This is a genomic window from Luteimonas deserti (assembly GCF_013425765.1).
GTDB lineage: Bacteria > Pseudomonadota > Gammaproteobacteria > Xanthomonadales > Xanthomonadaceae > Luteimonas > Luteimonas deserti.
In genome coordinates this window covers 53,882-74,868 of record NZ_JACCJZ010000010.1, presented here as the reverse complement: position 1 = coordinate 74,868, position 20,987 = coordinate 53,882, and the positions used below count along the sequence as shown (strand labels likewise).

At 69.6% G+C, this 20,987-nt stretch carries 21 protein-coding genes; 13 read left to right on the top strand and 8 right to left on the bottom strand.

The window, feature by feature from the left end; all coding sequences use genetic code 11:
- The first annotated feature begins 44 nt into the window (after positions 1-44).
- From H0E82_RS03880 to H0E82_RS03855, 6 genes are all read left to right on the top strand, one after another.
- Positions 45-425: a hypothetical protein gene (locus tag H0E82_RS03880; RefSeq protein ID WP_180544003.1), complete on the top strand. Its 381-nt coding sequence runs from the start codon at positions 45-47 to the stop codon at positions 423-425.
- 100 nt (positions 426-525) lie between these two features.
- Positions 526-1,089: a hypothetical protein gene (locus tag H0E82_RS03875; protein ID WP_180544001.1), complete on the top strand. Its 564-nt coding sequence runs from the start codon at positions 526-528 to the stop codon at positions 1,087-1,089.
- A complete protein-coding gene (locus H0E82_RS03870; protein WP_180543998.1) occupies positions 1,086-1,835 on the top strand; it encodes an SDR family NAD(P)-dependent oxidoreductase in 750 nt (249 codons plus the stop codon). The genes H0E82_RS03875 and H0E82_RS03870 overlap by 4 nt, the downstream gene beginning before the upstream one ends.
- Before the next feature lie 511 nt (positions 1,836-2,346).
- Positions 2,347-2,916 (top strand): RNA polymerase sigma factor, encoded by a 570-nt coding sequence (locus H0E82_RS03865; RefSeq protein ID WP_180543995.1) that lies wholly within the window; start codon positions 2,347-2,349, stop codon positions 2,914-2,916.
- Positions 2,900-3,283 carry a DUF6768 family protein gene (locus tag H0E82_RS03860; protein ID WP_180543992.1) on the top strand — a complete coding sequence of 128 codons (384 nt, stop codon included), beginning with the start codon at positions 2,900-2,902 and terminating at the stop codon, positions 3,281-3,283. Before H0E82_RS03865 ends, H0E82_RS03860 begins: the two co-directional genes overlap by 17 nt.
- Before the next feature lie 351 nt (positions 3,284-3,634).
- Positions 3,635-3,988, top strand: coding sequence for a hypothetical protein (locus H0E82_RS03855; protein ID WP_219338395.1), 354 nt, complete (start codon positions 3,635-3,637; stop codon positions 3,986-3,988).
- Here H0E82_RS03855 and speA read toward each other — a convergent pair.
- The gene (gene speA, locus H0E82_RS03850) at positions 3,961-5,850 is read right to left on the bottom strand and encodes an arginine decarboxylase (RefSeq protein ID WP_180543987.1); all 1,890 of its coding nucleotides are present in this window, start codon (positions 5,848-5,850) and stop codon (positions 3,961-3,963) included. The two genes, H0E82_RS03855 and speA, sit on opposite strands and share 28 nt — an antisense overlap.
- Positions 5,851-5,925: 75 nt before the next feature.
- A complete protein-coding gene (locus H0E82_RS03845; protein ID WP_180543984.1) occupies positions 5,926-7,809 on the bottom strand; it encodes a M48 family metallopeptidase in 1,884 nt (627 codons plus the stop codon).
- A gap of 126 nt (positions 7,810-7,935) precedes the next feature.
- Between H0E82_RS03845 and speE the strand changes: the two genes are divergently transcribed.
- The gene (gene speE, locus H0E82_RS03840) at positions 7,936-8,787 is read left to right on the top strand and encodes a polyamine aminopropyltransferase (RefSeq protein WP_180543981.1); all 852 of its coding nucleotides are present in this window, start codon (positions 7,936-7,938) and stop codon (positions 8,785-8,787) included.
- 4 nt (positions 8,788-8,791) lie between these two features.
- On the opposite strand, the gene H0E82_RS03835 is transcribed toward speE, so the two are convergent.
- Together H0E82_RS03835 and H0E82_RS03830 are read right to left on the bottom strand one after the other, a co-directional pair.
- The gene (locus tag H0E82_RS03835) at positions 8,792-9,079 is read right to left on the bottom strand and encodes a hypothetical protein (RefSeq protein WP_180543979.1); all 288 of its coding nucleotides are present in this window, start codon (positions 9,077-9,079) and stop codon (positions 8,792-8,794) included.
- Between the two features lie 165 nt (positions 9,080-9,244).
- Positions 9,245-9,583, bottom strand: a complete 339-nt coding sequence (locus H0E82_RS03830; protein ID WP_180543977.1) for a P-II family nitrogen regulator — start codon at positions 9,581-9,583, stop codon at positions 9,245-9,247.
- A gap of 229 nt (positions 9,584-9,812) precedes the next feature.
- On the opposite strand from H0E82_RS03830, the gene ubiK reads away from it, so the two are divergent.
- Positions 9,813-10,094: a ubiquinone biosynthesis accessory factor UbiK gene (gene ubiK, locus H0E82_RS03825; RefSeq protein ID WP_180543975.1), complete on the top strand. Its 282-nt coding sequence runs from the start codon at positions 9,813-9,815 to the stop codon at positions 10,092-10,094.
- 10 nt (positions 10,095-10,104) lie between these two features.
- Positions 10,105-11,604 carry a YifB family Mg chelatase-like AAA ATPase gene (locus tag H0E82_RS03820; protein WP_180543973.1) on the top strand — a complete coding sequence of 500 codons (1,500 nt, stop codon included), beginning with the start codon at positions 10,105-10,107 and terminating at the stop codon, positions 11,602-11,604.
- 265 nt (positions 11,605-11,869) lie between these two features.
- Here H0E82_RS03820 and H0E82_RS03815 read toward each other — a convergent pair whose 3' ends face one another.
- The 3 genes from H0E82_RS03815 to aceB form a co-directional block, all read right to left on the bottom strand.
- On the bottom strand, positions 11,870-12,154 hold the full coding sequence (locus H0E82_RS03815) for a hypothetical protein (protein ID WP_180543970.1): 285 nt from the start codon (positions 12,152-12,154) through the stop codon (positions 11,870-11,872).
- 532 nt (positions 12,155-12,686) lie between these two features.
- The gene (aceA, locus tag H0E82_RS03810) at positions 12,687-14,018 is read right to left on the bottom strand and encodes an isocitrate lyase (RefSeq protein WP_180543968.1); all 1,332 of its coding nucleotides are present in this window, start codon (positions 14,016-14,018) and stop codon (positions 12,687-12,689) included.
- 73 nt (positions 14,019-14,091) lie between these two features.
- Positions 14,092-15,702 carry a malate synthase A gene (gene aceB, locus H0E82_RS03805; protein ID WP_425600315.1) on the bottom strand — a complete coding sequence of 537 codons (1,611 nt, stop codon included), beginning with the start codon at positions 15,700-15,702 and terminating at the stop codon, positions 14,092-14,094.
- A gap of 154 nt (positions 15,703-15,856) precedes the next feature.
- Here aceB and H0E82_RS03800 point away from each other — a divergent pair, with 154 nt between their 5' ends.
- Together H0E82_RS03800 and H0E82_RS03795 are read left to right on the top strand one after the other, a co-directional pair.
- Positions 15,857-16,801: a LysR family transcriptional regulator gene (locus tag H0E82_RS03800; protein ID WP_235974161.1), complete on the top strand. Its 945-nt coding sequence runs from the start codon at positions 15,857-15,859 to the stop codon at positions 16,799-16,801.
- Between the two features lie 3 nt (positions 16,802-16,804).
- Positions 16,805-17,035: a hypothetical protein gene (locus H0E82_RS03795; protein ID WP_219338394.1), complete on the top strand. Its 231-nt coding sequence runs from the start codon at positions 16,805-16,807 to the stop codon at positions 17,033-17,035.
- A 370-nt stretch (positions 17,036-17,405) separates the two neighbouring features.
- Here the strand turns inward: H0E82_RS03795 and H0E82_RS03790 are convergent, their stop codons facing one another.
- Positions 17,406-18,461 (bottom strand): LysR family transcriptional regulator, encoded by a 1,056-nt coding sequence (locus tag H0E82_RS03790; protein ID WP_180543960.1) that lies wholly within the window; start codon positions 18,459-18,461, stop codon positions 17,406-17,408.
- A gap of 277 nt (positions 18,462-18,738) precedes the next feature.
- On the opposite strand from H0E82_RS03790, the gene H0E82_RS03785 reads away from it, so the two are divergent.
- Positions 18,739-19,668 (top strand): SDR family NAD(P)-dependent oxidoreductase, encoded by a 930-nt coding sequence (locus H0E82_RS03785; protein WP_180543957.1) that lies wholly within the window; start codon positions 18,739-18,741, stop codon positions 19,666-19,668.
- A complete protein-coding gene (locus tag H0E82_RS03780) occupies positions 19,665-20,849 on the top strand; it encodes an efflux RND transporter periplasmic adaptor subunit (RefSeq protein ID WP_180543954.1) in 1,185 nt (394 codons plus the stop codon). Before H0E82_RS03785 ends, H0E82_RS03780 begins: the two co-directional genes overlap by 4 nt.
- Positions 20,850-20,987 lie beyond the last annotated feature (138 nt).

Below are 20,987 nucleotides of genomic sequence, written 5' to 3'. Positions count from 1 at the left end.
CGCGCGATGCGCCTGCGGAGAATGGTCGGCAAGGAGACACCGCCATGGCCATCGAAGCTGCTTTCGTCAAACCCGTCGTCGATGTGCTGCTGGCGCTGTTCCAGCAGGGCAACGACCTGAAACTCAAGAGCAATGCCCAGGCCGCCCTGCGCGAGGCGATCCGCGAGCTGCTGCAGGCCAATCCCGACGAGAACCGCGCCGCCGCGCGCATCGCGGTGGCGCGTGCGGCCGGCATCCTGTCCGAGGACGTGGTGCTGGCCGAGGATATGCTGGAAAAGCACCGGGCCACCCGCGCACGGACGCGCGGCAAGTCGGCGACCGGACGTCGCCGCACGTCCGCCGCGGACCCGGTTGCCGGCACCGAGCCGGCGGTTCCGCGCCGGTCCGCGCGCAAGGCGGCGCCGGCGCAGGGTGCGGGGCCCTGATCTCCCCTGCAGGCCCGCACCACGGGCGACGGGGCATGCACTGCACGCCCGCGACGCGCGCGGGTAAGCTTGCCGCCCCCACTTCGCCAGCAGGTCGACCGTGATCTCCCCCGCCCTCTGCGCTGCCCGCTGGGCGGCGCTCGCGCTCACCCTGCTGCTGGCGCTGCCGGCCGCAGCCACCGAACAGATTCCGGACACCCTGCTGCTCGACGGCCAGCCCCGGCCGTTGCACAGCGAGCCGCTCAGCGCCTATCTCGACCAGCCCGACGCCTGGGAGCGGTTCCGGGCGCTGTTCGCGACGACGCTCGGCACCTGCAGCGCCAACTGGCGCGGCTACCGTGCCACCTGGCGGCTGGAGGACGATCGCCTGCAGCTGCTGCGCATGGTCGCGGGTGCCTGCGACCGCAAGGCGCCCGAGATCGCGCTCGAGGCGCTGCTGCCGGGACGCACTGCCCCGGTGGACGCGGACTGGTACAGCGGCACCCTCGTGGTGGCCCTCGGGGAGCGCGGCGGCAACGATCACATGGGCTATTCGACGCGCTATCCGCGCTATGCCCTGATCGAGATCGAGCAGGGCCGCCGGATCGCCCAGCGCGAGGTGACGCACGACGAACTGCAGGCGCTGCGCGTACGCGAGCGTGCCGGCGCGGAGACGACGCCGTGAGCCGGACGGCGCTGATCACCGGCGCGACCTCCGGCTTCGGGCAGGCCGCGCTCGAGCGATTCGTCGCCGATGGCTGGCGGGTCGTCGCATGCGGCCGGCGGGCGGCGCGGCTCGAGGCTCTGGTGCAGGCGCACGGCAGCGCGCGCGTGCATCCGGCCTGCTTCGACATCCGCGACGCGGACGCGATGCAGGCCGCGCTCGACGGACTGCCGCCGGCGTTCCGCGACGTCGATCTGCTGGTCAACAACGCCGGGCTCGCGCTCGGTACCGCGATGGCGCAGCAGGCCAGCCTCGCCCAGTGGCGGCAGATGATCGACACCAATGTCACTGCGCTGGTCACGTTGACCCATGCCCTGCTGCCGACCCTCGTCGCGCGGCGCGGCGCGATCATCAACATCAGCTCGGTGGCCGGCGTGTATCCCTATCCGGGCGGCAACGTCTACGGCGGCACCAAGGCCTTCGTCAGCCAGTTCTCGCTGGGCCTGCGCTCGGACCTGCACGGAACCGGGGTGCGTGTGACCACGATCGAGCCGGGCATGGCCGAGACGGAGTTCACCCTGGTCCGCACGGGTGGAGACCAGGCCGCTTCGGACCGCCTCTATACGGGCGCGTCGCCGATGACCGCCGACGACATTGCCGGCGTCATCCATTACGTCGCGACACTGCCGCCACACCTCAACATCAACCGGCTCGAGCTGATGCCGGTCACCCAGTCGGTGGCGGGGTTCCAGGTCCACCGCGGCTGAGGGACGGCCGGACGCCCGGCCTGCTGGCGTGGCATCGCGCAAGCCGGGCCGTCCGTGCCCGCGGTTGTGCCGTGGCCGGCCCTCCGGACGTCACCTGTCTGCGGGGCCGCAGCGCATCCGCTGCGGATGCGGACGGATCCGAGGCCGCGGCCCGGGCCGGGTCGCCCTCGCGGCGCGAGTCAGGGCATGGAAGCGGCCGGGACACGTGTATCCGGAGCATGTCGTCTGCACGCCGGGCGGCCCTGACCGACCGCATCGACGCGCAGGTCCCGGATCACGCCCGGCTCCGACCTCCGTCCTGGCGCAGTGGAGGCACTGGCGCGCCGGTTGCGATGCGCGCCGGTGCCTGTGCATGCAGGCACCGCGGCGGACGCGCATGTCACCGAGACACCGGCCGGCGCCGCGGCAGCCGGGCAGCCGGCCCCGCCAAGCCGCGCCCCGATCATCCGCGATTGAACCGTCCGGCATCGGCGCGACACCTTCATGCTGACGGGATCACCGGGGCGGACACGTGCAGCGCGACAGTGGGCGGATTTTCGACGAGTACCTCGCCTCGGCCGCGCGGGCGGGCGACCGCGCCGCCTGGGAACGCCTCGTCGCGCGCTGGCATCCGCGCCTGCTGCGCCATGCCTGGCGGATGACCGGACATCCCGAACAGGCCCGCGACGCCGTGCAGGAGGCGTGGATCGACATCCTCCGCGGTCTGCGCCGGCTGGACGATGCGGCGGCATTCCCGGCCTGGGCCCTGCGCATCGTCACCCGGCGCTGCCAGCGCCTGGTGCGTGCGGCGGTGCGCGAGCGCACGGGGCTGGCGGCCTATACCGACGACCCCCTGCTGGCGCAGGCGCTGGATGCGCCGGGCGAGCGCGACGCCGAGGTCGCCAACGTACTGGCGGCGATGGAACGGCTGCCGCCCGAACAGCGTGCGGCGCTGTCGCTGTTCCACCTCGAACACCTGGGCGTGGCCGAAATCGCGGTCGCGCTCGACATCCCGCCGGGGACGGTGAAAACCCGGCTCATGCATGCGCGGCGCAAGATCCGCGCGCAACTGGAAGGAGCATCCGATGGGCAGGACCGATGAACTGATCGAACGCGCAATGTCCGACGAGGACCGCGCCCTGCTCGCCGCACATGGCGAGCCCGGCTACATCACCCAGTCGCTGGGTCTGTTCCGTGGGCCGCAGGCTTGGCTGGGCGCCCTGGCGTATCTGGTCGCGCTTGCGGCGTTCGCAGGATTCGCCTTCACCTTCTGGAAGCTGTGGGCAAGCACGGACGCCCTGGCCGCGGTGAAGTGGGGCGTGGCCAGCGCGGTGCTGTTCCAGACCTCGTCCATGATGAAGACCTTCATGGGGGCGAGGGTGGAGGCCAACCGCACACTGCGCGAACTCAAGCGGCTGGAGCTGCAGCTCGCCCTGCTGGTCGAAGCGCGCCGGGGCGTGCGCGACTGAGCGACCGCCGGGCGATGCGGCCGGCGGAATCGGACCAGCTCGAGCCCGCGTGCGTGGCCGCACCGCCGACCGGCATCGCGATGTCGGCCCGGGAACCGGCCGGCGTATGGGCTGCTCGGCTGCCCGGAGTCGGACCCATCGACACCTCCGCCCGGTGCGCCGGCAGACACCATGCGCGCCTAGGCTGAAGGCGTGCCTGCGGCTGCAAGGTGTGAGGGAAAAAAGCATGACCGCATGGACCGGTACGGCGCTCGCGCCCCCGCTGCCGGCGGCGCTGCCCGCTTCCGGTGGTCGCGGACACGAGTCCCCGTCCAACATCGGTTCCAGATCACCGACTCCAACCGCGATGACGTGATCACGGTGGAAGACGTCGGCGCGGTCGTGGCGCAGCGGGTCCGCAGTCCGGATCCGGGCCGGGACGGTCCTCCCAGCCGGGCGCAGGTCCGCACGCAACAGAAGGCTCACGGGACCGAGCGGCTCGGCGCGCCCCGGCAGGCGGCCGCCATCAATGGCGCCTTCGCGTTCTACGACCAGATCGGCATTGGACGGATCACGCAGGCGAACCACCAGGAATCGCAGCTGTCGATGCTGCCGCAAGCGGAGAGGAACCGGGACGGACGCGCCACGCTGCGAGCAGTCCGTCACTCCACGAGCTGCCCGTCCGCCGGCTCGGCGGCCTACTCCAGCGGCGTGTCGTCGAGGTAGGTGTAGCCGGTGAGGCCGGCTTCCAGCGCGGCCTTCAACCGTCCCGATTCGTCGGCGGCGAGGCCGGCGTCATCGACCAGCGCGGTGTAGCGCGCGCGCAGGTCGGCGAGTGCATAGCCCACATAGTCGAGCATCACGTCGGTGGTATCGCCACGGCGCTGGCGGTTGACCGCGATGCCGTCGCCCTCGATCTTCACTTCGACCGCGTCGGTGTCGCCGAACAGGTTGTGGATGTCGCCGAGGATTTCCTGGTAGGCGCCGACCATGAAGAATCCCAGGCGGTAGCGTTCGCCACTGCGCAGCGGATGCAGCGGCAGCGAGGTGTCGAGGTCTTCGTTCTCGACATAGATATCGATCTTGCCGTCCGAGTCGCAGGTGAGGTCGGCGATGATGCCGCGGCGTTCCGGGCGCTCGTCGAGGCGCTCGATCGGCACGATGGGGAACACCTGATCGATCGCCCACACGTCGGGCATCGACTCGAACACGCTGAAATTGACGAAGTACTTGTCGACCAGGCGCTCGTTGAGTTCGTCGAGCAGCGGCCGATGGCTCTTCTCGTCGAAGGTCAACCGCGCGCGGACGGCGTGGGCGATCGCGTAGAAGAGGTCGTCGATGCGTGCACGGTGGACCAGGTCCAGCTGGCCGAGCGCATACAGGGCCAGGCCTTCGGCATGCTGGTGCTGGGCTTCATGGAACAGCTCCACTGCGGGGCGCGCGGCCAGTTCGCCGTGCAGCTCGCGCAGGTTGGCCACCACGGCAGGCTCGTCCGCGTGCACGTCGGGCACCCGGCCCTCGGGCGCACGCTCGACCTCCGAGACATTGGCCACCAGCACCGCATGGTGCGCGGTCATTGCGCGCCCGCACTCGGTGACGATGCGCGGCTGGGCGAGTCCGTGTTCGGCGCAGGCCTGGGCCAGTGGCTGCACGATGCTGCCCGCGTACTGACGCACGCCGTAGTTGACCGAGTTGTAGCTGCGCGATCGGGTGCCTTCGTAATCCACGCCGAGGCCGCCGCCGACGTCGACGTGGCTGATCACCGCGCCCAGCTTGCTCAGCTCGACGAAGTAACGGGTGGCCTCGCGCATGCCGTTGGCGATGTCGCGCACGTTGGAGATCTGCGAACCCATGTGGAAATGCAGCAGTTGCAGGCAGTCGGCCATGCCGGCGTCGCGAAGCTTCTTCCACAGGTCGAGCAGCTGGCGCGGGTTGAGGCCGAACTTGGCCTTGTCGCCGCCGCTGTTCTGCCACTTGCCGGCGCCGAGCGAGGCAAGACGCATGCGCACGCCGAGACCCGGCTTGACACCGAGCGCCGCCGCCTCCTCCATCACCAGCGCGAGTTCCGACGGCTTCTCGATGACGATGAAGGTCTCGAGGCCGAGCTTGCGGCCGATCAGGGCCAGGCGGATGTACTCGCGATCCTTGTAGCCGTTGCAGACGATCAGTCCACCCGGCCGCGACAGCGCCAGCACCGCCATCAGCTCCGGTTTGCTGCCCGCTTCGAGACCGAAACCGTCGCCATGATGCGAAGCGAGCGTTCCGGCGACGCCACGATGCTGGTTGACCTTGATCGGGTACACGGCCGTATAGCCACCGGTGTAGTCCCATTCGGCCTGGGCCTGGGCGAAGGCCGCCTGCAGGGTGTGCAGGCGATCGCCGAGGATGTCGGGAAAGCGCACCAGCAGGGGCAGCTGCGCGCCGCCGGCCAGCGCGGCATCCACCGCCTTGGGCAAGGCGATCGACGGCCCCTGGGCGCCGCGCGGCGAGACCACGATGCGTCCCGCCGGGTCGACGTCGAAATACCCCTCGCTCCAGTGCGGGATCGAGTAGGTCTTGCGGGCGTGGTCGATCGACCAGGACGTCATGGCGGCATCCGTCAGGCGGGGGCCGCATAGTCTAGGGGCTGCCGGACGTCGCTGCGGTGATCCGCGTCCGCACGGTCAGAGGGCCTGGCCGCGTCCCCTGCGATAGACCGGTGCGCCGCAGACCGCACGCACCTCGCGCGCGAGGGCCGCGGCGCTGCTGGCCGTGAACACGGTATGGCTGCCCGGCACCTCCATCGCCTGGGAGATCGCACGCAGGCCGGCGCCTTCACTGGCGACCGAGCCGCGCCAGTCGACCAGCAGCACGTAATGCGCGGTCTGCTCGGCCATCGCGACCTGCTTGCGCACCAGCCAGGCGCTGGCGACACGCTCGTGGCGGGCGAGGCCGGCCGCCAGACGGGCCAGGGCGGCGGCGTCGAGACCGTGGGGCTGCAGGGCATCGCCATCGGCGACGCCGTCGCGGGCGCGCAGATCGGCCGCGCGCGGCGCCAGCGCATCGCGCAACGCGATTGCCTCGGCGATCGTCGCCGGCGCGATATCGGGATCACGCAGCACGGCCACGAGCGCGTCGTCCACCGGACCGATGGCGCCCGCATCCTGCTCGACGGCCTCGCGCAGGTGGGCGATGCCGGTGACGTCGCCGGCCTGCAGCAGCCGCGCGCCGAGCCGGAACGCGATCATCGCGCTGCCCGGGACGGCGCTGCGGGCGGCTTCAAGCGCCGGCACGGGGTCACGGTCGCTCTCGATCGCCTCCAACAGCCGGGCGTACTCCACGATCTCCTCCGGCGTACGCGCGCTGCACGCCTCGAGTGCGCGCAGGCGCGCGCGCTCGTCCGCGGCCGCCGCGTGCCGCTGCGTCCAATCGGCCCGCAGCACCTCGCGCCACTGCGCGTCGAGCGTGCGCTCGATCTCCGGCAGCGCATCGCCGAGCCAGCTGGCGGCCGGCACGCCCGATGGCGACAGGCGTACCGGCACGCCGAGGGCTTCGATGCGCCGGGCCAGCGTGGGATGCGTGTCGTAGGGATCGATCTCGCGTTCGGCCACGGCGAGCACCCGCTCGACGTCGAGCGGCGGGTCGCCCCGCAGGCCCTCGACCAGGTGGGCCAGAAGCTGCGCCGGCGGATACGCCTGCTGCGTTGCCCGCGCGAGCACCCGGGGCCAGAGCGAGGCCTGGAGGCGGGCACCGGCATGCTCCAGCCGCAGCAGCGCGCTGGCCGCGGTTTCCGGCGATGTCATCCGCGCAGCGGTGGCGTCGGCGCGGAACTCGTGCGCCCGTGCCAATGCGAAACTCCAGGCATCGAACAGGGGTGCGTACCAGGCGTAGAAACGCGTGAGCGGCAGCGACAGTACGAACCCGCTGCGCGACAGACCCTCCACCGCGCGGTGCCAGGTGAAACGGACGCGGTAGAGCCAGCCGGCGAGGCGACCGTGCCGCTCGCCGAAATGACCGAACTCGTGCGCGATGACGGCGGCGGCTTCGTCCCGGTCGAGCACCTGCAGCAGCGGCAGGCCCAGCACGAGATAGTGCCGGTGACCGGCAAGACCGAGCAGCCGGGGCAGGCTGGCCGCAGCCGCATTGAGCTGGTGATCGATGACGATGCCCGCCAGCGGCGGCGCACCCGTCGCCGCGCGCAGACGCTCGACCTCGGCCTCGAGCTCCGGCGCCTCGCCCGGTGCCAGCAGCCGGCCTTCCGGCACACCGAAGCGCACCCACATCGCGCGCAGCAGCACGGCGATCGAGGCGCCGGCGAAGACCAGCACGATACCCAGCTGCGGCTCGAAGGCCACGCCCTGCACGAGCACCCGCCATGCGATCGCCAGCGGGAGCGCCAGCAGCATCAGCAACAGGCCGACCAGGATGCCGTAGCCGGCGAGCGCCAGAGCCAGCACCCGCATCAGATAGGCCCGCGGGGACCGCGCCGCGGCCGCTTCGAGTCGCTGCACCCGGGCACGGTGTCGGGCAGTGGCGGCGTCGGCCGCGCGGCGGTCGTCCAGGGGCACGCAGCGTCCAGTCGGCTGAGGTGCCGCGCAGTATCGCACCTGCCCGACACCGGGTTTTCGCTACACTTCCGCCCCCGCGCGCCGGCCCATTGCCATTGCCGCGCCTCCCGATCTGCAGGACTTTCCATGACCGCGCCCAACTGGCTCTACGAGAATTTCGAAACCGCCGGCTCGGCGATCGGTTTCCGCGTCGACAGGAAGCTGGACGAAGTGCAGTCGCCGTTCCAGAAGATCGAGATCTTTGAAAGCACCGACTGGGGCAACGTCATGCTCATCGACGGCGCGATGATGGTCACCACCCGCGACAACTTCCTCTACCACGAGATGATGTCGCACCCGGCGCTGTTCACCCACGCCGCGCCGAAGACCGTGGTCATCATCGGCGGCGGCGACTGCGGCACGCTGCGCGAAGTGCTGCGGCACCCGGGTGTCGAGAAGGCCGTGCAGTGCGACATCGACGAGCAGGTCACGCGCATGGCGGAGAAGTACTTCCCCGAGCTGTGCGAATCCAACTCCGATCCGCGCGCCGAGATCCTGTTCGACGACGGCATCGCCTATATGGCGAACTGCGCGCCCGGCAGCGTCGACATCGTCATTGTCGATTCGACCGATCCCGTCGGCCCGGCCGAAGGCCTGTTCAACAAGGCCTTCTTTGAAAGCTGCCACCGTGCGCTGAAGGACGACGGCATTCTCGTGCAGCAGTCCGAATCGCCGCTGGTGCTGCTGGATCTCATCAAGGCGATGCGCGCCGAGATGGGCAAGGCCGGCTTCACCACGTTCCAGACCCTGCCGTTCCCGCAGCCGTGCTATCCCACCGGCTGGTGGAGCTGCACGCTGGCGCGCAAGGGCCAGGGCTTCGACTTCCGCGAAGAAGACGCGCGCGCCAAGCCATTCGAGACGCTGTACTACACCGCCGACATCCACAAGGGCGCGCAGTCGCTGCCGCCGTTCGTGGCGAAGGCGCTGGGCGAGGGCTGAGCGCTCAGCAGCCGCAGCGGCCCGTCACCGGACGGGCCGTGCGCGCACCGTCCTCGCGGACGACCGACAGGCGTCCGCGGAACTCGAAATACTCGCACCCGTCATTCTCGTAACAGATGCGTGTGACGAAGCCGGCGAACCAGACGACGTAAGGCGCGCCCGCGAAGCGGGCATTGAGCGGCATCCCGCACGGCGCGCTCCAGACGTTCAATGCGCCGGTCACCATGGGCGGACTGCGATCCGCGCCGTCGAGTCGCAGAACGGCGGGCGATCCGTCGTCCAGATCCTGCATCAGCAGCGGTGGACGAGGGTCGATGCCAAGCACTGTTCGCCCTCGGTCAGCGAACAGCCGCATTCGGGGCTATGGACAGGCTGCGGGTCGATCCGCAAAAGACCATCGGCGGCGAGGCGCGCGTCGCCCGGAAGCAATGCGAGCACCATCCCGAAGCCGAAGACGCTAGAGCGCATCTCCATCGAGCTCACCGGTGCGGATCCGCACCGCACGTTCGAGGTCGTAGACGAAGATCTTGCCGTCGCCGATCTTGCCCATGCCCGCCGACCTCAGGACCGCCTCGACCACGGTGTCGACGATGTCGTCGGTGACCGCGATTTCCAGTTTCACCTTGGGCAGGAAGTCCACCACGTACTCGGCCCCGCGATAGAGCTCGGTGTGACCCTTCTGGCGCCCGAAGCCCTTGACCTCGGTGACGGTGATGCCGGTGACGCCGACGTCCGCCAGCGCCTCGCGCACGTCGTCGAGTTTGAACGGCTTGATGATCGCCATGACCATCTTCATCGGGCGCACTCCATGGGGTCCGGGGCAAGGATACGCCACCCTCACGCCGCGCCCGACACGATCCGCGGCGTTGCCATCGCGCGTTGTGAGATCGGCATCTGCATGCTGTAGTGCGCCGCGCCGTCGAGGGGCGGCGTTTGGACCATTCCCTACCCCGTGCCGCGGCCGCGCCCGACTGTCCAAGCCGGTGACGCGGGCGAGGCTGATGGCATATCGAGAGGAGCCCCCGATGATCGATCTCAACCACCTCGACGACCTCGCACGTCGACTCAGCGGCCTGGTGCCGGCCGGCCTGCGGGAGAGCCGCGAGGAGCTGCAGGAGAACTTCAAGGCCGTCCTGCAGTCCGGCCTGTCGAAGCTCGACCTGGTGACGCGTGAGGAGTTCGACGTGCAGCGCGCGGTGCTGCTGCGCACGCGCGAGAAGCTGGAGGCGCTCGAGGCGCTGGTCCAGCAGCTGGAGCGACCCGCCGGCACACCGGTCGAGGCCTCCGGCGTCGACATCACCCACTGACGCCGCCGACATGGGACTTGCGCTCGTGCACGGACGTGCGCGCGCAGGCATCCGGGCACCCGCTGTCAAGGTGGAGGTGCACCTGGCCGGCGGGCTGCCTTCGATGTCCATCGTCGGCCTACCGGAGGCGGCCGTACGCGAAGCGAAGGACCGGGTGCGCGCCGCCATCCAGTGCGCGCAGTTCGAGTTTCCGGCCCGCCGGATCACCGTCAATCTTGCGCCAGCCGACCTCCCCAAGGGCGGCGGCCGCTTCGATCTGCCGATCGCGCTCGGGATCCTCGCCGCGAGCGGACAGATCCCGGCCGATGCGCTGGGCGATTGGGAATTCCTCGGGGAACTCGGCCTGACCGGCGAGCTGCGGGGCACCGACGGCGTGCTTCCGGCTGCCCTCGCGGTCGCTGCCACGGGCCGACGCCTGCTCGTGCCCGCGGCGAACGGCGCCGAGGCGGCCCTGGCGTCCGGTGTCGAGGTCCGCACCGCACGCACCCTGCTCGAGGTCTGCGCGCTGCTCGGTGGACAGAAGGCCTTGCCCCTCGCGACGGCGCCCGAGCAACGCGTGCCCGCCGGGCCGGACATGCGCGAGGTCCGCGGCCAGGCACAGGCCCGACGCGCGCTCGAGATCGCCGCGGCGGGCGGCCATCACCTGCTTCTGGTGGGTCCGCCGGGGTGTGGCAAGACCCTGCTCGCCTCGCGTCTTCCCGGCCTGCTGCCGGACGCGAGCGAAGCCGAAGCGCTGGAGTCCGCCGCCGTCCAGTCGGTGAGCGGCCGCGGCCTGGATCCGGCCTGCTGGCGCACGCGCCCGTTTCGCAGCCCGCACCACACGGCGAGCGCGATCGCGCTGGTCGGCGGCGGCAGCGAACCGCGCCCCGGGGAGATCTCGCTGGCGCACAACGGCGTGCTGTTTCTCGACGAACTGCCCGAGTGGGACCGGCGTGCACTCGAGGTCTTGCGCGAGCCCCTGGAGTCCGGGGTAGTAACGATCTCGCGCGCCGCGCGGCAGAGCGAGTTCCCGGCGCGCTTCCAGCTCGTCGCGGCGATGAATCCCTGCCCGTGCGGATGGGCGGGCGACGCCTCCGGCCGATGCCGGTGTACGGGCGATGCCATCACCCGCTACCGGGCGCGGATTTCCGGCCCGCTGCTCGACCGCATCGACCTGCATGTCGATGTGCCACGGCTGCCCCCTGCCGCCCTGCGCCCCGATGCCCCCGAAGGCGAGTCGAGCGGGCACATCCGTCAACGCGTGATCGAAGCCCGGCAGCGCCAGCTCGACCGCGCGGGCGTCACCAATGCCGCGCTCGACCAGGCGGCCACGGCGCGCGACTGCCGCCTCGCGCCGGGTGACCAGGCCCTGCTGGAGCGGGCGATCGATGCGCTGCATCTCTCCGCCCGGGCCATGCATCGCATCCTGCGTGTCGCGCGGACGATTGCGGACCTGGAAAGCCATGAGCGCATCGCCTCGCTGCATCTCACAGAGGCGCTCGGCTATCGAGGCTTCGGTCGCTCAGGATGATCCCGCCACGCGCCAGGACCTCCGGGTGCCGCGTACGGACCGCAGAGGCACTCTAGATCGGATACGCCTTCGGCTAGTACGGCGACCTTCAATCGAATCGGACATCCGATTGAGGACATACGGCACGCTGCAGCTAATGGTGCAGGCCTGCCACGTCCGAGCGAAGTACAGTCCGACGCCAGTCACCTGTCGGAAGCAGCGGACTCGACGCTGTGCCGGCCGGTGGAGCAGCGGAACCTACGCCGCCCACCCCACCAGACGTTCGTCATGGTTCCTTGAACGCGTTGGTCTGTGTGTTCCGCAAACCGCTGACGGTGATCTCCCGCACCTCTTCGATCGAAGCTGCGGTCCGGCAGACCCGGCGGGAAAGCTTGCTCCCGATCGGGCGTTCGATGCGGCACACGATCCGCTCGTCCGGCTGTTCTCCGGCGGCAGCCACCAATCCCTCGGCCGGATCGACATCCGGCGGGGTCTGGTCGTCTCCGCCGAACGCCGGGGCGGCGACGCCCACGCAGCACCCTAGTACGATCGCAACGACGAGTGTTCGCATCATCGGCTCCATGCGCGTGAACTGAACCCGACCTTACTCCGTTTTTCCACAGCACGCATTAATACGTTCCAGAGCGTTCTGGAACACTCTACGTCGCGCCGCCGTCCGCGGAGGCGGTGACTCGCGACGGCGTGGCGTGTTGGCCGGTCTACGAGCGCACGTTGTCGTCGCGTGCAGGTTGACTGCGCTTGCGACGCATCGATTCCATCGCAGCCTTGCGCTCAACCGCGGCTTCTTCCGCCGTTCTGCACACGCGCGTCACGCGGTTGCTGCCCGTCTGTCGCGTTCGGGTACAAACGAGGCGCTCTTGGGTGACGCTGTCGGCCTCCGGACGCGGATCCGTAGTCGCGACCTGCTGTCCATCCGAAGGTGGCGCCGCCCATAGTCCCGCTGGAAGCGCCAGAAGCGAACCGATTGCCGCAACGATCAAAGACCGGGTCATCCTGGACTCCCTATGTGTGCGACTCCACACACTAGCTCCGGAGCCCCGTAACGAGTGTGCTGAATCTGGCGGTTTGCTGCTAACGGGTCGTCATGCTGCCGCCCTCGCCTGGAACTGCTGCTCCTCCGTGGAGCCGGTCAGTGCCGTGACGCTCGACGCCCCGCCCTGGATCACCGTGGTCACGTCGTCGAAGTAGCCGGCGCCGACTTCCTGCTGGTGCGAGACGAAGGTGTAGCCCTTGTCGCGCGCGGCGAATTCGCGTTCCTGCACCTGCTCGACATAGTGCTTCATCCCTTCGCCGCGGGCGTAGTCGTGGGCGAACTGGAAGCTGTTGAACCAGTTGATGTGGATGCCGGCCAGGGTGATGAACTGGAACCTGTAGCCCAGCGCGGCCAGGTCCTCCTGGAAGCTCGCGATCTGGCGGTCGTCGAGGTTCTTCTTCCAGTTGAAGCTCGGCGAGCAGTTGTAGCTCAGCAGCTTGCCCGGGTGCTTGGCGTGCACGGCCTGGGCGAATTCGCGGGCGAAACCGATGTCCGGCGTGCCGGTCTCGCACCACACCAGATCCGCGTACGGCGCGTAGGCCACGCCGCGGCTGATCGCCTGCTCCACGCCGTTGCGCACCTTGTAGAAGCCTTCGGCCGTGCGCTCGCCGGTGACGAAGGGCGCGTCGTTGGCGTCGAAGTCGGAGGTCAGCAGGGTTGCAGCTTCGGCATCGGTGCGCGCGAGCACGATCGCGGGCACGCCGAGCACGTCGGCGGCCAGACGCGCGGCGACCAGTTTCTGCACCGCTTCCTGCGTGGGCACCAGCACCTTGCCGCCCATGTGGCCGCACTTCTTGACCGCGGCCAGCTGGTCCTCGAAATGCACGCCCGCCGCGCCGGCGACGAGCATGTTCTTCATCAGCTCGTAGGCATTGAGCACACCGCCGAAGCCGGCCTCGCCATCGGCGACGATCGGCAGGAAGAAGTCGATCGCATCAGACTCGTCGAGCTTGCCGTCGGCGATGGCCTTCCACTGGATCTCGTCGGCGCGCTGGAAGGTGTTGTTGATCCGGCGGACCATCGTCGGCACCGAGTCGTAGGCGTACAGCGACTGGTCCGGATACATGGTCTCGGAACTGTTGCCGTCGGCGGCGACCTGCCAGCCCGACAGATACACCGCTTCCAGACCGGCCTTGGCCTGCTGCATCGCCTGGCCGGCGCTGATCGCGCCAAAGGCGTTGACGTAGCCCTTCTTCGCATTGCCGTTGACCAGTGCCCACAGTTTCTCGGCGCCGCGCTTGGCCAGTGTGTGCTCGGGCTGCACGCTGCCGCGCAGGCGCACCACGTCGGCGGCGGAGTACGGCCGCTGGATACCGCTCCAGCGCGGGTTGCTGGTCCAGTCCTGGTGCAGGGCGTCGATCTGTTGCTGGCGGGTGGGCATGGCGCATCTCCTTCGCGGAACGGGATATGGATCGGGGCGCGACGGCCGACGAAGGCCGCGCGGCGCGGGCGCTTCAGTCGAGGCGCGCGTAGGCCGGCAGGGTGAGGAAGTCCTCGAGCGTGTCGCGCAGCGTCAGCGACTCGAGCATCGCGATGGCCTCGTGCACGCGGGCGGCGCCCGGGATGTCCTGGCCCGCCAGCTTCGAGGGCAGGCACAGCAGCACCCGATCGAGCAGCGCGGTGTCGATCGCGGTGCCGTCGTCGAGATGCAGCGGCGCATGGCCATCATCGGCGTAGTGGATCCACTGCCAGAGCTGCGCACGCGCGATCTCGGCGGTCGCGGCGTCTTCCATCATGTGGTGGATCGGCACGCAGCCGTTGCCGTCGAGCCACGCGGCGATGTAGCGCACGCAGACCTCGACGTTGCCGTCGAATCCAGCGCGCGTGATCGTGCCGATCGACGGCGCGATCAGATCGTCACGGTCCACCAGCACGTCGTCGCGCGTCATCGCGTGCTGGTGCGGGCCGCGCATGCGCTCGTCGAAGATCTGCTTCGCCAGCGGAATCAACGCAGGGTGCGCGACCCAGGTGCCGTCGTGACCGGCGGTGACTTCGCGCAGCTTGTCGGCGCGCACGCGTGCCATCGCCGCATCGTTCGCGGCGGCGTCGCCGGCGATCGGAATCTGCGCCGCCATGCCACCCATCGCATGCGCGCCGCGGCGGTGGCAGGTCTGGATCAGCAGCTCGGAATACGCCTTGAGGAACGGCTGGGTCATCGTGACCTGGCCGCGTTCGGGCAGCACCCGGTCGCGGTGGCGGCGGAAAGTCTTGATGTAGGAAAAGATGTAGTCCCAGCGGCCGCAGTTCAGACCGACGATGCGCCGGCGCAGCGCATACAGGATCTCGTCCATCTCGAACACCGCCGGCAGCGTCTCGATCAGCACGGTCACCTTGATCTGCCCTGCCGGCAGGCCAAGGCTGCGCTCGATATGCGACAGCGCGTCCTCCCACAGCTGCGCCTCCTCCATCGACTCCAGCTTGGGTAGATAGAAATACGGTCCGCGGTCCTTCGCCACCAGCGCGTGGGCGTTGTGGAACGCGAACAGGCCCGCGTCGAACAGCGCCCCCGACATCGGCGCGTCGTCGATGCGCACGTGCTTCTCGTCCAGGTGCCAGCCGCGCGGGCGGACGATCAGCACTGCACGCTGGCCCTCGGGCTTGAGCGCGTAGCGCTTGCCGGCCGGCGCGGTGAATTCGAGCGTGCCCTTGATCGCATCGCGCAGCGCGCGCTGGCCGGTCAGCAGGTTGTCCCAGGTCGGCGAGGTGGAATCCTCGAAGTCGGCCATGTAGCAGTTCGCGCCCGAGTTCAGCGCGTTGATGACCATCTTCGGATCGACCGGCCCGGTGATCTCGACCCGGCGGTCGCGCAGCGCCGCCGGCAGCGATGCCACGCGCCAGGCCGATTCGCGGATCGAGCGGGTGTCGGCGCGGAAGTCCGGGACGTCGCCGGCATCGAAGCCGCGCTGGCGGTGCTGGCGTGCCCGCAGGCGGACCTGACGCTCGCCCTCGAACGCCGCATGGAGGTCGACCAGAAAGGCCTGGGCCTCGGGACCGAGCAGATCGGTCGGCACATCCGTCGGCAGGGCGATCTGCGCGTCTGGGCGCGGGGCGGGTTGCTTGATCACGGCATTCACGGAGGTCGCCTCGTGCTGTCACGGCGTTATTGCGTTGCAACAGACCGTCTACCCCGAGGGACTATTTGACAACCCAGTTTTGTCAATCCGATATATAAGAGGAACTCATACGGAGGGTCGGATGGCCGGCTAGCCCCTGTCTGCATTGCGGTTTCCCTACAAGTCGGACCGGCTTAAACCGCTGCGCGCGTTCTGTCAGACCGCCCGTCTAGGCTCGGTCTCACGGGCGGCCGAGGCGCTGTACGTCAGCCAGCCGGCGATCTCGCTGCAGCTGCAGGCGCTCGAACGCGAATTGGGCGTTGTCCTGCTCGAGCGCAGCGGCCGCCGCCTGGTGCCAACCCGCGAAGGCCAGGTGCTCTACGAGCTGGCGGTGCCGCTGGTCGAGGCGCTGGACGGCCTGCCGGCCGCGTTCCGCCGCGAGGTCGGAGGACTGGACGCCGGCGAACTCACCATCGCCGCCAACAGCTCGACGATCCTGTACCTGCTGCCGAAGATCGTGGACCTGTTCCGGCGCCAGCATCCGGACGTGCGCCTGACGCTGCAGGACGCGATCACCGCCGACGGCACCGGCCTGCTGCGCGCCGACGCGGTGGACCTGGTCGTCGGCTCGATGGTCGACGTGCCGGCCGACCTGGACTACGCGCCGGTGTACCGCTTCGAACCCATCCTGCTGACCCCGCCCGACCACGCCCTCGCGCGCGCGAAGCGGCTGACGCTGGAGGAGATCGCGCGCTACGGCCTGATCCTGCCGCCCAAGCGCCAGGTGACCTACCGGCTCGTCGACCAGGTGTTCCAGCAGGCCCGCGTGCCCTACACGGTGGCGCTGGAGGTCGGCGGCTGGGAGGTCATCAAGCAGTACGTCGCGATGGGCATGGGCATCTCGATCGTCAGTGCGATCTGCCTCGACGCTGACGACGACGCGCGCCTGGCGACGCGGTCGGTGGCGGAGTGGTTTCCGTCGCGCAGTTACGGCGTGGTGGTGCGCAAGGGCAAGGTGCTGTCGCCGCAGGCGCGGGCGTTCGTGGAGTTGATCCGGCCGGATCTGTTCACGCGGCGGGATTACCAGGACAGCGGGCATTCGGAGCGGTAGCGGTTGCCGTTGCGGTTGCAGTTGCAGTTGCAGTTGCAGTTGTTGTCGCTGTTGCTGTTACCGATCAATGATGCGCCGGCGCAGGGCCGAGACCCGGAGGGCGCCGCGCATGGATGCGCGGCGTTTTCCGACCGAGGCAGGATGCCGAGTCGGAAAATCCCGGAACAAATGACGCGCCGGGTGAGCTTCGTCGGGAAATCGTTTTTCTTTGGTTCCGTTTCTTTTGTCGATTGACAAAAGAAATGAACTCGGCCGCGTTAGCGGACGAAAGCCTTTGATGTCGTGTCGGCTCGATCTAGGGAAAACAAGTGCAAAGCTTCCACTCGCCTATCGGCGAGCGGCTCACTTTTCTTTGTTGGCCCAAAGAAAAGTAAGCAAAAGAAAGGGCCTCCCCGACAAAGCACATCCGGCCTTTCATTCGTTCCGGGATTTTCCGACTCGCCATCCTGGCTCGGTCGGAAAACGCCGCACATCCATGTGCGGCGCCCTACGGGTCGGCGTGCATACGCGAGTCGTCACGGATACGAAGAGTCAAGAGCACAAAGCGGAAGCGGAAAAACATCGCACGCCGTACATCGTACGTCGTACAGCGATGCACAGCGCACTACCGCCTCGCGTGCGCGACCTCATCCTCTTCCGGCACTGCTGCCGGCACCGCACTGCGCCGCGACGCCTTCTCCAACTCCGCCAGCGCCACTACACCCGCGGCCTTCGCTTCCATCGCCTGCTTCTGCACCATGCACAAGGTTTGCATGTGGTCGGCGTCGAAATTGAGCCGCTCGATCAGGAAGTCGACGAACGCGCGCACCTTCGGTGACACCAGGCGGCCGCCGGCGAACACGGCGTTGAAATCGACCTCCGGCCCGTTCCAGCCCGCCAGCACGCGCCGCACCATCCCGGCCTCGACGAAGGCCTTCGCCATCACGTCACCGGTCAGCAACAGGCCCTCGCCCTTGATCAACGCCCAGTTGAGCGCCGCCGGATCGTTCGCCACCAGCTGCGGATTGACCGGAAACTCGCGCAGCGCGGCGCCGTCGGTGAGCGACCAGACGTAGCGGTTCTGCGGATTGCGGCTCTTGCGCATCACCAGGGTGCGGTGGTGCTGGAGGTCGTCGGGATGCAGCGGCTCGCCGTGCTTCTCGATGTAGGCGGGGCTGGCGAAGACCTGGGTGCGCAGACTGCCCAGCTTGCGCGCGACGAAATTGGAATCGGGCAGCGTCCCGACGCGCAATGCGAGGTCCACCTCGCCGGCGATCAGGTCCAGCTGCTCGTTGCCCATGTGCATGTCGAGCAGGATTTCCGGGTACTGCGCCTGGAAATCACCCAGCAATGGCGCGATCCAGGTGATGCCGATCGAGTAGGGCACGGTGAAGCGCAGCCAGCCACGCGGGCCGCCCTGCAGCTGGCCGACCGCGCTCTCGGCCTCTTCGAGTTCGCGCGCGATGCGCTGGCAGTGCTCGTGATAGATGCTGCCGGCCTCGGTGAGCCCCAGACGCCGCGTGGTCCGGTGCAGCAGGCGCGCACCGAGCCGCTGTTCCAGCTCCTGCACCTTGCGGCTGACGGTGGTCTTGGGCAGGCCCAGCGCGTTCGCGGCTGCGATGAAGCTGCCCTGCTCCACCACCTTGACGAAGATCAGGGTGTCGTTGAGATCGTGCGCCATCGAAGGCCTCCTCGGAGCGCCGGTTCGCGATTGGACCGGACGAGGGACAATTATTCCCTTGAAAGCGGACTAATCAAGTCCGGGTTCGAAGCCTATCGTCTGCGGCCTGTTCCTGATGGACGTCGCCGATGGCTCTCCCCCGCTACCGCCTGCCCGCGCCTGGTCCAGCATCGACACGCCCTGTGCCGAAGCGCCGAGCGCGCATGGAAATCCCTGAAAACCAGTCGAATCGCGCAGCGGCAGGGGCGCGTCGGAAGGTCGCTGGCGGGGCGCCCGCATGGGGCTGGCTCTGGGCCTGGCTGCCGCGGTCATTGGGCGCCGAACGCGGTCCGGACACGGTCGAATCCCGGTTTTCGGGAGAAACAATCCCATGATCGGGACAATTTCTTCGCCCTTGGTCGTCCTCGGGGCGACCGGCACCCTGGGCGAACGCGTCGTTGCGCAGGCCGTGGCGGAACGCCGCCCGGTCATCGCCGTCGCCCGTGACGCTGGGGCCCTGGAGCATCTCGCGGCGCGGCACGCCGGCCTGGCGACCCTCGTCGCCGATATCGCCACCGAGGCCGATGCCGCGGCGTTGGCGGCGCGTCTGCACGCATGGCCGGACGGCCCGCCGGGTGCGGTCGTCGCGGCCATCCGCGGCGCGGCGCAAGGCGGACGCGTGCTCGCCGCCCCGGCCGACTTCCTGCGCAGGCGGCTCGACGAGGATCTGATTCCGCACCTGGTCGCGGCGCGGCACCTGCTGCCGGTGCTGGCACGCCAGGCGCGGGCCAGCTACGTGCTCATCGGCGGGCCCGGCGCGGAGCAGCCCTGGGCCGGCTACGGCCACCATTCGATCGGCGCGGCCGCGCTGCGGATGCTGGCCCGCGTGCTGCACGAAGAGGCGCGCACGCTGCCGGTGCGCGTGCAGATGCTGGCCGTCGACACGCCGGCGCGCAGCGCCGCGAACGCCGGCCACGCCTGCATGCAATGGCCGGACGCCGACGCGATCGCCAGCCATGCCCTGCGTCTTGTCGCCGGCGCTGTGGCCGGCCATGCGGCGCTCGTGCGCTTTCCGCTCGGTGCGCTGAGCCGCCCGCCCGGACTGTCGGACGACCTCGACGTCGGTCCGCCGCCCTGTCCGTCCGACACGAACCACACCGACGATGCCCGCGCGCTGTTGCGGCGGATCAGCGTCGACGTTCCCGCCCCCCAGGAGTTCCGCCCATGACCGTCCATGTTTCCGCGCCCGCTGCGCGCCGCGCCCTCGTCGCGCTCGGCCTCGCCGTCGCGATCACCCTCGTCGTCGCCGGCTGCGACAGCCGCGCCGAGTCCACGAGCGCGCCTCCGCCGCCGGATGTGGGCGTGGCTCCGGTGCTGGTGGAACCGGTGCGCGACTGGAGCGACGCCACCGGCCGCATCGCCGCGGTCGAGAGCGTCGAGCTGCGGCCGCGGGTCAGCGGCTACGTGCAGCGGGTGGCCTATGCCGAGGGCGACGAGGTCGCGAAGGGCGATCTGCTCTTCGTCATCGACCCGCGCCCGTATCGCGCGGCGTTGCAGCGGGCGGAAGCGGAACTGGCCCGCGCCCGCGCCGACGCCCAGCTGGCCACGACGCGTCACACGCGCGCACAGCAACTGATCGATGCCAGTGCGATCTCGCGCGACGATTTCGAGGCACGCAGCGCCGGTCGCGCCGAGGCCGAGGCCGCCGTGCGCGGTGCCCAGGCGGCGGTCGAAACGGCGCGGCTGGATCTCGCCTTCACCGAAGTGCGGGCACCCGTGGCCGGACGCGCCGGTCGCGCGATGCTGACCACCGGAAACCTGGCGCAGGCCGACACCTCGCTGCTGACCACCGTGGTCTCGCAGGATCCGGTCCACGTGTACTTCGAGACCGACGAGCGCACGTTTCTCCGCCACCAGGCGATGACCCGTGACGGCGCCCGCGCGAACGGTCGCAACGCGGTGCGCGTCGGCCTGGCCGACGAGACCGGCCATCCGCACGCCGGCACGGTCGACTTCCTCGACAACCAGGTCGACCCGGCGACCGGGACCGTGCGAGCACGCGCCGTGCTGCCGAATCCCGATCGCCGCTTCACCCCCGGCCTGTTCGCCCGCGTGCAGCTGGAAGGGGCCTCCCAGCGCGAGGCCGTGCTGATCGACGACAAGGCCGTGATCACCGATCAGGACCGCAAGTACGTCTACGTCGTCGGCGATGACAACACCGCGCAGCGTCGCGACATCGTGCCGGGCCGTGTCGTCGACGGTCTGCGTGTGGTCGAGTCCGGGCTTGCGACCGGCGACCGGGTGATCGTCAACGGCGTGCAGAAGGTGTTCATGCCCGGCATGCCGGTCTCGCCGCAGCCGGTCGCGATGCGCGGTGGCCAGCCCGTCGAGGCGGTCGCCGGGCGCTGAGCGATCAGGTGACGCACGCCGCCGGCGCTGGCGTGCGTCAACGACCCGATCCCGCAGCGCCGCCTCCGGCAGCGCGCGGCGCGCCCCGACAGGCGCTGCGCCGGCCCCGTCACCGCTCCTGGAGGGCACCCGCTCCAG

Bases quoted from the DNA above. Each gene is read 5' to 3' on its own strand.
- H0E82_RS03860 (WP_180543992.1), top strand. From the start codon at position 2,900: ATGGGCAGGACCGATGAACTGATCGAACGCGCAATGTCCGACGAGGAC.
- ubiK (WP_180543975.1), top strand. From the start codon at position 9,813: ATGATCGATCTCAACCACCTCGACGACCTCGCACGTCGACTCAGCGGC.
- H0E82_RS03835 (WP_180543979.1), bottom strand. From the start codon at position 9,079: ATGCAGGATCTGGACGACGGATCGCCCGCCGTTCTGCGACTCGACGGC.
- speA (WP_180543987.1), bottom strand. From the start codon at position 5,850: ATGACGTCCTGGTCGATCGACCACGCCCGCAAGACCTACTCGATCCCG.
- H0E82_RS03880 (WP_180544003.1), top strand. From the start codon at position 45: ATGGCCATCGAAGCTGCTTTCGTCAAACCCGTCGTCGATGTGCTGCTG.
- aceA (WP_180543968.1), bottom strand. From the start codon at position 14,018: ATGCCCACCCGCCAGCAACAGATCGACGCCCTGCACCAGGACTGGACC.
- H0E82_RS03830 (WP_180543977.1), bottom strand. From the start codon at position 9,583: ATGAAGATGGTCATGGCGATCATCAAGCCGTTCAAACTCGACGACGTG.
- H0E82_RS03815 (WP_180543970.1), bottom strand. From the start codon at position 12,154: ATGCGAACACTCGTCGTTGCGATCGTACTAGGGTGCTGCGTGGGCGTC.
- H0E82_RS03780 (WP_180543954.1), top strand. From the start codon at position 19,665: ATGACCGTCCATGTTTCCGCGCCCGCTGCGCGCCGCGCCCTCGTCGCG.
- H0E82_RS03785 (WP_180543957.1), top strand. From the start codon at position 18,739: ATGGGGCTGGCTCTGGGCCTGGCTGCCGCGGTCATTGGGCGCCGAACG.
- H0E82_RS03820 (WP_180543973.1), top strand. From the start codon at position 10,105: ATGGGACTTGCGCTCGTGCACGGACGTGCGCGCGCAGGCATCCGGGCA.
- H0E82_RS03790 (WP_180543960.1), bottom strand. From the start codon at position 18,461: ATGGCGCACGATCTCAACGACACCCTGATCTTCGTCAAGGTGGTGGAG.
- speE (WP_180543981.1), top strand. From the start codon at position 7,936: ATGACCGCGCCCAACTGGCTCTACGAGAATTTCGAAACCGCCGGCTCG.